This is a genomic window from Frigidibacter oleivorans, assembly GCF_003993775.1.
Classification (GTDB): Bacteria; Pseudomonadota; Alphaproteobacteria; order Rhodobacterales; family Rhodobacteraceae; genus Frigidibacter; species Frigidibacter oleivorans.
In genome coordinates, this window is record NZ_RJRZ01000001.1 from 278,067 (window position 1) to 289,935 (window position 11,869).

The 11,869-nt window shown below is 70.9% G+C and carries 9 protein-coding genes, 1 tRNA gene and 1 riboswitch; of the genes, 1 reads left to right on the forward strand and 9 read right to left on the reverse strand.

What is annotated here, in order from left to right; translation table 11 throughout:
• Positions 1-287 precede the first annotated feature (287 nt).
• On the forward strand, positions 288-776 hold the full coding sequence (locus EEY80_RS01460) for a DUF421 domain-containing protein (protein WP_126974778.1): 489 nt from the start codon (positions 288-290) through the stop codon (positions 774-776).
• Positions 777-804: 28 nt separating this feature from the next.
• Here EEY80_RS01460 and EEY80_RS01465 read toward each other — a convergent pair.
• The 9 genes from EEY80_RS01465 to EEY80_RS01505 all read right to left on the reverse strand — a co-directional run bounded on the left by EEY80_RS01465 (position 805) and on the right by EEY80_RS01505 (position 11,863).
• Positions 805-880 (reverse strand) — tRNA-Ala (locus tag EEY80_RS01465).
• A 114-nt stretch (positions 881-994) separates the two neighbouring features.
• Positions 995-1,441 carry a thioredoxin family protein gene (locus EEY80_RS01470; protein WP_126974779.1) on the reverse strand — a complete coding sequence of 149 codons (447 nt, stop codon included), beginning with the start codon at positions 1,439-1,441 and terminating at the stop codon, positions 995-997.
• Positions 1,442-1,506: 65 nt separating this feature from the next.
• Positions 1,507-2,814, reverse strand: coding sequence for a short-chain fatty acid transporter (locus tag EEY80_RS01475; protein WP_126974780.1), 1,308 nt, complete (start codon positions 2,812-2,814; stop codon positions 1,507-1,509).
• 113 nt (positions 2,815-2,927) lie between these two features.
• Positions 2,928-5,768: an aminomethyl-transferring glycine dehydrogenase gene (gene gcvP / locus EEY80_RS01480; protein WP_126974781.1), complete on the reverse strand. Its 2,841-nt coding sequence runs from the start codon at positions 5,766-5,768 to the stop codon at positions 2,928-2,930.
• A gap of 2 nt (positions 5,769-5,770) precedes the next feature.
• Positions 5,771-6,130: a glycine cleavage system protein GcvH gene (gcvH, locus tag EEY80_RS01485; RefSeq protein ID WP_126975079.1), complete on the reverse strand. Its 360-nt coding sequence runs from the start codon at positions 6,128-6,130 to the stop codon at positions 5,771-5,773.
• Positions 6,131-6,152: 22 nt separating this feature from the next.
• Positions 6,153-7,277: a glycine cleavage system aminomethyltransferase GcvT gene (gene gcvT, locus EEY80_RS01490; RefSeq protein ID WP_126974782.1), complete on the reverse strand. Its 1,125-nt coding sequence runs from the start codon at positions 7,275-7,277 to the stop codon at positions 6,153-6,155.
• Between the two features lie 74 nt (positions 7,278-7,351).
• A riboswitch (glycine riboswitch) is annotated at positions 7,352-7,432 on the reverse strand.
• 214 nt (positions 7,433-7,646) lie between these two features.
• Positions 7,647-8,474, reverse strand: coding sequence for a VOC family protein (locus tag EEY80_RS01495; protein WP_126974783.1), 828 nt, complete (start codon positions 8,472-8,474; stop codon positions 7,647-7,649).
• A 77-nt stretch (positions 8,475-8,551) separates the two neighbouring features.
• On the reverse strand, positions 8,552-9,454 hold the full coding sequence (locus EEY80_RS01500; protein WP_126974784.1) for a transglutaminase family protein: 903 nt from the start codon (positions 9,452-9,454) through the stop codon (positions 8,552-8,554).
• 18 nt (positions 9,455-9,472) lie between these two features.
• Positions 9,473-11,863 carry a circularly permuted type 2 ATP-grasp protein gene (locus EEY80_RS01505; protein WP_126975080.1) on the reverse strand — a complete coding sequence of 797 codons (2,391 nt, stop codon included), beginning with the start codon at positions 11,861-11,863 and terminating at the stop codon, positions 9,473-9,475.
• Positions 11,864-11,869 lie beyond the last annotated feature (6 nt).

Genomic DNA, 11,869 nt, shown 5'->3' on the forward strand with positions numbered 1-11,869 from the left:
ATCTTCTGGCTCGACGCAGACCAGATCGTGTCTCCGGCAGGTCGAATCAAGCCTTGCGGCGAATGGTCCGGCACCCTGCATATATCAAGGCTTTTCGCAGGTGCAGAGGGCTCGTGCTGCGCTGCGCAAAACCTTGCCCGTCCTCGCAAAAATGACACGGGATTTCCGCCGCCGATCACGTTTGCGCTATTCCGGCGGCACGGCGCGGCGCGCCGGATGCCCCCGGAGGCCCGGTCTGCAGGGAACACCCGCCCCCGCGGCCATGTTGGCACTGCGGAGGTGACGACATGGATTGGATGCAGATGCTGTTCCAGGGCTGGGAAGGGATCGTGCGGACGCTGGCGGTCGGGCTGCTGGCCTATATTGCGCTGGTCGCGTTCCTGCGCATCTCGGGCAAGCGGACGCTGGCCAAGCTGAACGCCTTCGATCTGGTGGTGACCGTGGCGCTCGGCTCCACGCTCTCGGCGATCCTGCTGCAGGAATCGATCGCGCTGGCCGAGGGCGCGACCGCGCTCGCCCTGCTGATCGCCATGCAATATGTCGTGACCTTCATCTCGGTCCGGTCGCGGCGCTTCGCGGAACTCGTCCGCGCCGAACCCGCGCTTCTGGTCCGGGACGGGACCTTCTGCCGCGAAACGATGAAACGCGAACGCATCACCGAGGACGAGGCGATGAGCGCCGTCCGCGCCTCGGGCGGCAGCCGGCTGTCGCAGGTCGCCAGCCTGATCCTCGAAAGCGACGGCACGCTGAGCGCGGTGTTCAGGGATCGCGGCTAGCCGGATCGTCCGGGCGTCTTGCGGGAGGTGGTGGAGCAGAGGGGGATCGAACCCCTGACCTCGTCATTGCGAACGACGCGCTCTCCCAACTGAGCTACTGCCCCCACGGGGCGTGTATCTGCCCCCTCGCCCCGGCATTGTCAAGCCGCGCCACCGGGGCATGTGACGCTTTCCTGTCAGGGCCACCCCGGCGCCGGGCCCGCCGGCCGGGATGCAGGTCAGGCCGCCGTCTGCGCGTGCTGGCGCACGAAGGCCACGATGTCGGAGGCGGGCCGCGCACCGGCGAGCCGCGCCACCTCGCGGCCGCGGTCGAACAGGATCAGCAACGGGATGCCGCGGATGCCGAAGCGGTGCGCCACCTCGGGATGCTGCTGCGTGTCGATCTTCGCCAGCCGCACGCCGGGGGTCAGGGCCTGCGCCGCCCGGGCAAATTCCGGCGCCATCGACCGGCAGGGCCCGCACCACGGCGCCCAGAAGTCGACCAGCAGCGGCAGACCGTCGCGGGCCGAGGAGGTGGCCAGCGTGTCCGCGTCGATCTCGGCCGGTTTCGGCGCGATCAGGCGCGCGCCGCAGGTGCCGCAGACCGGCCCGGCGGCGATGCGCGCCGCGGGCAGGCGGTTCACCTGCCCGCAGGCGTGGCAGGTCAGGGTGATGGTCTCCGGCATATCGGCCTCTCCACATTCCGTTCCGGGAATATATCGGCCTCGTCGCCACCCCCTGCAAGGTGCCGTCAGACGAAGACCAGCCCCAGCGAGATCACGATGCCGCTCAGCACCAGGTGCAGCACGCAGAACCCCATGATATCCTTCGCCTTCAGCCCGGCGATCCCCAGGATCGGCAGCGCCCAGAAGGGTTGCACCATGTTCGTCCAGGCATCGCCCCAGGCCACCGCCATCGCGGCGCGGGCGAAATCGACGCCCAGCGCCTCGGCCGCGGGCAGGATGACCGGCGCCTGCACCGCCCATTGCCCGCCGCCCGAGGGCACGAAGAAGTTGACGATGCCGGCGCTGAGGAAGGTCCAGAACGGGAAGGTCGCGGGGGTGGCCAGCGCCACCAGCCGTTCGGAAATCGTCTCCGCCAGCCCCGAGGATACCATGATCGCCATGATCCCGGCATAGAAGGGGAACTGGATGACGATGCCCGCCCCGCCCTTCATCGCCTCGTTCAGGCTGGCGAGCAGCCGGCGCGGCGTGCCGTGCAGCAGGATCGCCGCCATCAGGAACAGGAAGTTCACCACGTTCAGCGTCAGCGAGCCCGCGGACAGGAAGTACTGCACCAGCCAGGCCACGCCGCCCAGGCCGATCAGCCAGGTCAGGATGCGGCTGTTCTCCATTCGCTCGGCCGGGGTGGTGCCGGTCGCCGCGGGCGGCGGCGCCTCGTCCAGCAGCTTCGGATCGACGAAGACCTCTTCCCCCGGGCGCGGCATCATCATCCGGTTGACCAGCGGCACCACCACGAACAGCGCCGCGACGATGACCAGGTTGAAGGGCGCGAAGATGGTGGCCGAGGTCGGCACCACGCCCATCAGCGCCTCGAACGGGTGGCCGGCGGTGGCGATGGCCAGCGGCACCGACCCGGCCAGCCCGCCATGCCAGACGAGGAAGCCCGAATAGGCCGAGGCCACCAGCAGCCGGTAGTCGACCCGCACCTTGCGGGCGATTTCCTTGGCGAAGAGCGCGCCCACCACCAGACCGAAGCCCCAGTTCACCCAGCTGGCGACAAGGCTGACATAGCTGACCATGAGGATCGCCGCGCCGGGCGAGGCCGCCATGCCGGCCAGCGCCTGCAGCCCGCGCCGGACCAGCGGGGTGGAGGCCATCATGTAGCCCGTCACCAGCACCAGCAGCATCTGCATCGCGAATTGCAGCAGCGACCAGAACCCGTCGCCCCACATGCCGATCACGGCCAGGGGCGACTGCGCCTCGAAAATCACCGCCGCCGCCATGACGACCAGCGTCAGGATCGCGACGAAGATATAGGGATCGGGCAGGTAGCGTTCGACGATGCGGACCATCGGCCGCGACAGGATGTTCAGCATGGGGCCTCCCGGAAGGATGACCCGGCGGGGAGGCCGGGCCTTCGTCGGAGGCAAGGTTCGGCATTAGCCTGCCGATGTCCACCCGCCCCGGCCGGTCCGGGGCGGGCGAAATGTCACTCCGCCGCCTGCCCGTAGGCCTCTACCGGCGGGCAGATGCAGGTCAGGTTGCGGTCGCCCCAGGCATTGTCCACCCGGCCCACCGGCGGCCAGTACTTGTCCACCCGGAAGCTGGCGGGCGGGAAGCAGCCCTGCTCGCGGCCATAGGCGCGGTCCCAGTCGGCCACCAGATCCTCGACCGTGTGGGGCGCGTGGCGCAGCGGGCTGTCGGCGGCGGCGATCTCGCCCCGTTCCACCGCCGCGATCTCGTCCCGGATCGCCAGCAGCGCGGTCACGAACCGGTCGATCTCGGCCTTGGTCTCGCTCTCGGTCGGTTCCACCATCAGGGTCCCCGCCACCGGCCAGCTCATCGTCGGTGCGTGAAAGCCGTTGTCGATCAGCCGCTTGGCTATATCGTCCACCGTCACGCCCGCCTCGGCGAAGGGTCTTGTGTCGAGGATGCATTCATGCGCGACCCGGCCCCGGTTGCCCATGAACAGCACCGGATAGGCGCTCTTCAGCCGCGCCGCGATATAGTTGGCGTTCAGGATCGCCACCCGCGTCGCCTGCGTCAGCCCGGCCCCGCCCATCATCAGGCAATAGGCCCAAGAGATCAGCAGGATCGAGGCCGATCCCCAAGGCGCGGCGCTGACCGGGCCTTCCAGCCCGCCGGTTTCCGGATGCCCCGGCAGATAGGGCGCCAGATGCGCCTTCACCCCGATCGGCCCCATGCCCGGCCCGCCGCCGCCATGCGGAATGGCGAAGGTCTTGTGCAGGTTCAGGTGGCTGACATCGCCGCCGATCTCGCCGGGCTTCACCAGCCCCACCATCGCGTTCATGTTGGCGCCGTCGATATAGACCTGTCCGCCGAAGCGGTGGGTGATCGCGGCCACCTCGCGCACCGTTTCCTCGAACACGCCATGGGTCGAGGGATAGGTGATCATGCAGGCGGCCAGCCGGTCGCCCGCCGCCTCGGCCCGGGCGCGGAAGTCGTCGAGGTCGATATCGCCGTTCGGGGCCGATTTCACCGGCACCACCCGCATCCCCGCCATCTGCGCCGAGGCCGGGTTGGTGCCATGGGCCGAAACCGGGATCAGGCAGATGTCGCGATGCGCCTCGCCCCGCGCGCGGTGCCAGGCCTGGATCGTCAACAGCCCCGCATATTCCCCCTGCGCGCCGGAATTGGGTTGCATCGAAAAGGCGTCATAGCCGGTGATCGCGCACAGCTTTTCCGACAGGTCGGCGATCGCCTCGGCATAGCCCTGCGTCTGATGCGCGGGGGCGAAGGGATGCAGCGCTCCGAATTCCGGCCAGGTCAGCGGCATCATCTCGGCCGCGGCGTTCAGCTTCATCGTGCAGGAGCCGAGCGGGATCATCGCCCGGTCGAGCGCGAGGTCGCGGTCGGCCAGACGGCGCATGTAGCGCATCATCTCGGATTCCGCCCGGTTCATGCGGAAGACGGGATGGGTCAGATAGTCGCTCTGCCGCATCAGCGCGGGCGGAATGCCCCAGCCCTCGGCCGCGGGGGCGGGCTCGGAAATGCCGAAGGCATCCAGAAGCCGCGTCACCACATCCTCGTCGGTCGTCTCGTCGAGGCTGATCCCCACCCGGTCGCGCCCGACGCGGCGCAGGTTGATCCCGCGCTGTTCGGCAGCGGCGAGGATGCCGGCCTGCCCCACGCCCACCCGCACCGTGATCGTGTCGAAGAAGGATTCGGGCGCCACCTCGGCCCCGGCGGCGGCAAGGGCGCGGGCCACGCGCAGCGTGGTCAGATGCACCCGTTCCGCGATGGCGCGCAGCCCCGCGGCGCCGTGGAAGACCGCATAGAAGCCCGCCATCACCGCCAGCAGCGCCTGTGCGGTGCAGACGTTCGACGTGGCCTTTTCGCGGCGGATATGCTGTTCGCGCGTCTGCAGCGCCAGACGGTAGGCGCGGTTGCCGCGCGCATCGACCGACACGCCGACGATCCGGCCCGGCATCGCCCGCTTGTAGGCATCGCGGCAGGCGAAGAAGGCGGCATGCGGCCCGCCGAAGCCCATCGGCACCCCGAAGCGCTGCGACGAGCCAACGGCGATGTCGGCGCCCATCGCGCCCGGCTCCTTCAGCAGGCACAGGGCCAGCAGGTCGGTCGCCACCACCGCCAGCGCCCCCGCCCCCTGCAGCGCGGCGATGTCGGCGGTCAGGTCGCGGACATGCCCATGCGTGCCCGGATACTGGAACAGCGCCCCGAACACCGCCGCCGGGTCCAGCGCCGAGGCGGGGCCCACCACCACCTCGATCCCCAGGGGCAGCGCCCGGGTCCGCAGCACGGCGATGGTCTGCGGATGGCAGCTGTCCTCGACGAAGAAGGCCCGCGCCTTCGACTTCGCCACCCGTTCGGCCATGGCCATCGCCTCGGCCGCGGCGGTGCCCTCGTCCAAGAGCGAGGCATTGGCGACGGGCAGCCCGGTCAGGTCGCTGACCATGGTCTGGTAGTTCAGCAGAGCCTCGAGCCGGCCCTGCGCGATCTCCGGCTGGTAGGGCGTATAGGCCGTGTACCAGGCGGGGTTTTCCAGGATGTTGCGCTGGATCGCGGGCGGCGTGACCGTGCCGTGATAGCCCTGCCCGATCAGCGAGGCCATGACCCGGTTCTTCGCCGCGACCGCGCGCATCCGCGCCAGCAGCTCATGCTCGGCCAGCGGCGCCCAGTCCAGCGGTTCGGCCTGGCGCAGGGCGGCGGGCACCGTCTCCTCGATCAGCGCGTCCAGCGTCGGCACCCCCACCACCGCCAGCATCTCCTCCATCTCGGCGGGCGAGGGACCGATATGGCGGCGGTTGGCGAAATCGTAGGGGTCGTAGGTCGAAGGCGATACCGGCATCGTCAGCCCACCAGCGCCAGATAGGCCGCCTCGTCCATGAAGGCGTCCAGCGCGGCGGGATCGGCGATCTTCAGCCGGAACATCCAGGCCGCGCCGGTCGGATCGCTGTTCACCTGCGCCGGATCGTCGGCCAGCGCCGCATTGACCTCCACCACCTCGCCGTCGAGCGGGGCGAGGATGTCGGAGGCGGCCTTGACGCTTTCGATCACCACCACCTCATCGCCCTTCGTCACCTGCCGCCCGGCCTTGGGCAGCTCGACGAAGACGACATCGCCCAGCTGTTCGGCGGCATGGGCGGTGATGCCGACGGTGACGGAATCGCCGTCCAGCCGCAGCCATTCATGGTCTTCGGTATATTTCACGGTCATTGGTCTGGCTCCGGGATCAGCGCTTGAAACGGGCGGGAACGAAGGGCAGCGGGGCGACGGTCGCCGGAATGCGGCGGCCGCGCAATTCGCCGAAGACGATATCGCCGGGGGCAAGGTCCGCGGGCAGCAGCGCCATCGCCACCGGCGCGCCGACCGACGGGCCGAACCCGCCCGAGGTGACGCGGCCGACGAGCTGCCCGCCCTCGGCGGCGGCAAAGATCTCGGCCCCCTCGCGCAGCGGCGCCCGGCCTTCGGGGCGCAGGCCCATGCGGCGCCGCGCCGGGCCGTGCTCCAGCTCGGCAAGGATGCGCTCCGCGCCGGGGAAACCGCCGGCGCGCGCACCGTCCCGGCGCCGCACCTTCTGGATGGCCCAGCCCAGCCCCGCCTCGGCGGGCGTGATGCCGTCGTCCATGTCATGGCCGTAGAGGCACAGCCCCGCCTCCAGCCGCAGGCTGTCGCGCGCGCCAAGTCCCACCGGCGCCACGCCCGGCAGGTCCAGCAGCCGTTCGGCCAGCGTCCCGGCAAAGGCCTCGGGCACCGAAATCTCGAACCCGTCCTCGCCGGTATAGCCGGACCGGCTGATCCACAGCTCGACCCCCTGCCACAGGCGGATGCCCACATCCATGAAGGCAAAGTCGCCGGCATCCGGCACCAGCAGCGTCAGCGCGGCGGCGGCCCCCGGCCCCTGCAGCGCGATAAGCGCACGTCCCGGCACCTCGGCCACGTCGCAATCGGGCAGCATTGCCCGCAGATGCGCGATGTCGTGGTCCTTGCGCGCGGCATTGACCACGAGGAACAGGTGATCCCCCCGGTTCGCCACCATCAGATCGTCGAGGATGCCGCCAGTCGCGCCCGTCAGCAGGCCATAGCGTTGCCGCCCCTCGGGCAGCGACAGCAGATCGACGGGCATGGCCGTTTCCAGCGCGCGGGCCGCATCCTCCAGCCGGCCGCTGGCGGGGGCGACGATCACCTGCCCCATATGCGACACGTCGAACAGCCCGGCGGCGGCGCGGGTGTGCAGATGTTCGGCCATCAGCCCGGCGGGATAGTGCAGCGGCATCTCCCAGCCCGCGAAGGGCACCATCCGTGCCCCTTGCGCCAGATGCAGCCCGTGCAGGCAGGTTCGCTTCAGGTCGGCCATCGCCGCCCTCCGTTTCCATCCACGCCGGTCGTCACGCTCCGGCATCGCCCGGACAGGATCGCCCTGCCCGTTCCGATGCCCCCTCTGTCCCTTGGCCTGAGGCTGTTAGCCCTTCGGCGGGCGCGGCTCGCGCGCCACTCTCCAGAGTTCAACGGTCAGGCCGGTCCTTGCGCCTGAGAGTTTACCGGGGCGGTTGCTCCTTCGGCACCGGCCTGCCCCTGCCGAGGCGGGCGGGGGGCGGCCGGATTCTCCCGGACCTGACGCCTGACGGATAGCCGAGCGGGCCCCGGTCGCGCAAGCGGGAATGGCGCAAGCGACGCTTTGCCGCGCGAAAACGGCATCCGTGTCGGCGGCGGACCCGCGCGCCGCCTATTGGCGCGGCAGCAGGCGGACCGGGATGCCCCAGGGATCGGCCAGATCGAAGCCGCCCTCGCCCGCCGCGATTCCGGCGCGCGCGGCGATGTCGCGGGCAGTGCCGGGGTCGGCCGACAGGGCCAGCAGCGCCAGACCCGCTTGACCCTCGGGCCGCGGCCCCGCGCCCCGGCTGTTCCAGACATTGGTGCCGATGTGGTGGTGATAGCCGCCCGCGCCGAAGAAGTTCGCCCCGCGATAGCGGGCAGTCAGCGTCAGGCCCAGCATCCCGGCCCAGAACGGCTCCGTCCCCTCCAGCGCGCCGGATTGCAGATGCACATGGCCGACGGTGCCGTCCTCGGGCATTCCGGCCCAGGGGGACGTCGCCGCCGCCGCGAGCCGGTCCAGATCCAGCCGCTCGGTCGTCATGGCGATGCCTTCGGGCGTGACCGGCCAGTCGGATTTCGGCCGGTCCACATAGATCTCGATGCCGTTGCCTTCGGGATCGTCCAGATACAGCGCCTCGCTGACCCGGTGATCCGAGGCGCCCGACAGGCGGATGCCCGTCTCGGCGGCATGGCGCAGCCAGCGGCCCAGATGATCCCGCGACGGCAACAGGAAGGCGGTGTGGAACAGCCCCGCCTGGGCCGGATCGACCGGCCGCGCCGCCGGGTCGCCGCGCAGTTCCACCAGCAGCCGCCCGCCCGCGCCCAGCCGGGCCACGGACCCGTCCGAGGACAGAAGGTCCAGCCCGATACCGCGGCGGTAGAACTCGGTCTGGGCGGTCAGGTCGCGCACAGTCAGCGCCACATGGCCGATCTGCAGGGGGGCGTCACTGGTGGGCATCTTCAGGCTCCGGGTTGCGATGCCCTCAAGATGCGCCCTCCGCGTTCTGTGCGGAATTGCAAAAAATCGCGCGGCATCTATCGCATTTGCGCAGACTCGCGCGGACCGAGCGGGATCACGTCCACCCGCTGCAGGCTTTCCTGCGCGCCCGCGATCCGCAGGCTGCCCTTCACCGGCGCCACGTCGTCATAGTCGCGGCCGACCGCCACCAGCACGTGATCGGCGGCGACCATCAGGTCGTTGGTCGGATCGAACTCGACCCAGCCGCCCTCGATCCCGGTCCAGGCCCGCACCCAGGCATGCATCGCGTCGGCCCCGGCCAGCCGCTCCTCTCCGGCGGGCGGCAGGGTGCGCAGATAGCCGCTGACATAGCCGGCGGGGATGCCCAGGCCCCGCAGCGCCGCGATCATCACATGGCTGAAATCCTGGCAGACGCCGTGCCGCGCGGTGAAGGCGTGCAGGGGATCGGTCTCGACCGTGGTGGCCGTCGCGTCGAAGCGCATGTCGGCATGCAGCGCCCGGCCCACCGCCTGCACCGCGGCCAGCGCCGTCGCCCCGGCCGGCAGGATCGTGCGGGCATAGGCGGTGATCGCCCGGCGCGGGCGCACCCGGTCGGACGCGCCGAGGAAATGGTGGGGCGAGTCCGGTCCCAGCGACGGCACCGCGCGCAGTTCCTCGGCGATCCGGTCCAGGGGCGGGGTCAGGTCCAGCGAGGGTGCCTGCGCCAGCCGCTCGACCCGCGCCTGCAGGCGAAAGACGGTGCTGCGCGCGGCGGTGCGAAAGGCCAGTTCGGTGACAGCATTGCCGAAGAAATCCGCCCGGTCGATGCGTTCGGACGGGCCGGGCGTCACCGACAGCGCCCCGGCCACCAGTCGCTGCGCCCCGGGCACCGTCGCCGGCATCAGCCGCAGCAGGGTCCGCCCCAGCACCGCCGGAACCTGATAGCTGTAGTCGATGGAAGCCGAGATGTCGTAGATCACGCCTGCGCCCCCGATCCGCTAGCCGAAATAGGTCTCGGCGATCAGCCCCGCCAGATCGTCGGTGGCGCTGCGCAGCCCAGACAGCCGCGTCGTCGTCACCTCGGGCGGCGACAGCACCGCCAGCGAGGTGTGCAGTTCCAGCACCCGCCGTGGCAGCCGGCCCATGGGCTGCCGATCGCCGCCGGGCAGCCGCGCCACCTGGTCGCGGATTTCGGAGATCTGGAAGAAGACCGAACGCGGGTTGCCGCCATCCAGCGCCAGCAGGTCCACCACCGTCTCGCGGCTGGTGCCGATGGTATAGCGGCGGCGATGGGTCATCAGGCTGTCGCCCAGCTCCACGGCAAGGTCGAGCGCGCCTTCCGGGGCGCGGATATCGGCGAAGGTCGCCAGCGTCCAGGACATGACATTCGCCCGTTCCAGCGCCCGGCCCAGCGTCAGGAAGCGCCAGCCCGCGAAGCGATACATGTTGTCATGGACGAGCCCGGAAAAGCCCGACACCTGCCGCAGGAAGGCGCCGAGCGCGCGGGCCGCGTCATCGCCCGCCAGATCGCGCCCGCACATGGCGCGCGCCGCCACCGCCAGATCGGACAGCGCCACCCAGCCATCGGTCGAGAACCGGTCGCGCACCTTGCCCGCGCAGTCGCGCGCATCCTCGATCCGCGCGGCCAGCGTCTCGGCGAAGCCCGCCTGCGGGTCGAAGCCGTGCAGCCGCAGGAACTGGCCCAGTGCCTTCAGCAGCGGCCGGTCGGGCGTGCCGCTTTCGGCCAGCCGCAGGTGCCAGGCCCTCAGCAGGCGCACCGCATCCTCGGCCCGCTCGACATAGCGTCCCAGCCAGAACAGGTTGTCGGCAGCGCGCGACGGCAGGCCGCCCACCTCGGTCCGCTGCACCATGGTCGTGGCGGGCACCATCGTGTCGGCGGGCACCGGCGCATCCGAGGCGACCCAGACATCGGCGACCGATCCGCCGCGCTGCATGGCGATGGCGGTCGCGTCGCGGCTGCGGCCGATGCGGGCATAGCCGCCGGGCATCACCTGCCAGCCCTCGGGGGTGCGCACGGCAAAGGCGCGCAGGCTCATCGGCAGGGGGGCGAGCTTGCCGCCGACCAGCGCGGGCGTGGTGGACAGCGTCACCGCCTCCTGACCGACAAGGCTTGGCCCCTCGGCGGCGATCCGGGCGCGCAGGGCGCGGCGCTGGCCGGCATCGGCCGCGTCGCCCGCCACGGTGCCGTCGATGGCGTCGAAGGGCAGCCGGTAGCTTTGCGCCGGGCCGATCATCATCCGTTCCAGATGTTCCTGCACGAAGTCGCGTTCGGCCGGTTGGCCGCACCACCAGGTGGCGATGTTGGGCAGGATCAGCGGCTGCCCTGTCAGCACCTCGCAGATGCGCGGCAGGAAGGCGAGGAAGGCCCGCGTCTCGACGATCCCGGCGCCGAGCGCATTGACCAGATCGAGCCGCCCGGCCCGCACCGCCGACACGAGGCCCGGCGTGCCGATGCGCGACTGCCCGTCCAGTTCCAAGGGATCGGCAAAGCGCGCGTCCAGCCTGCGCCACAGCACGTCCACCGGCTGCGGCCCGGCGACGGTGCGGACCATCACGCTGCCGTCCTGCACCACCAGATCCTCGCCCTCCAGCAGCATGAAGCCGAGGTAGCGGGCGATATAGGTGTGTTCGTAATAGGTGTCGTTCATCGGCCCCGGCGTCAGGATGCCGATCCGGGCCTTGGCGCCGCGCATCGCCATCAGCGTCTCGCGGAAGGCGCGGAAGAACCCGGCCAGCCGTGGCACATTGGTCGCGGCGAAGGCCTCGGGGAAGACGCGGCTGGTGGCCATGCGGTTTTCCAGCGCGAAGCCCGCGCCCGAGGGCGCCTGCGTCCGGTCACCCAGAACGAACCACGATCCGTCCGGCGAGCGCCCGATCTCGAAGGCGATCATGTGCAGGAAATGGCCGCTGCGCGGGGTGACGCCCACCATCGCGCGCAGCCATTCCGGGTTCTGCGCCACCAGTTGCGGCGGCAGATGCCCCTCGGCCACCAGCCGCCCCGGGCCATAGAGATCGGCCACCACCTGTTCCAGCAAATCCGCCCGCTGCGCGAGGCCACGGGCGATCTGCGACCATTCCGCCTCGTGCACGACGACGGGCACATGGCTCAGCGGCCAGGCCCGTTCGGTGGAACCGCTTTCGGCATAAAGCCGGTAGAACACGCCCGCGTCGCGCAGATACTGGTCGCCCCGGGCGATCCGGGCGGCGATGCCCTCGCCGGGCGGACGGGCCAGCGTCTGCAACAGCGGCTGCCAGCCCGGCCGCACCCGGCCCCGCCCGTCCACCAGCTCGTCCGCCACGCCCGGCAGCGGCGCATAGCCGCCGAGCAGGGCAGCGACCGGGTCGGAGGGCGGGCCGGCGGGCGGCATCGGCGG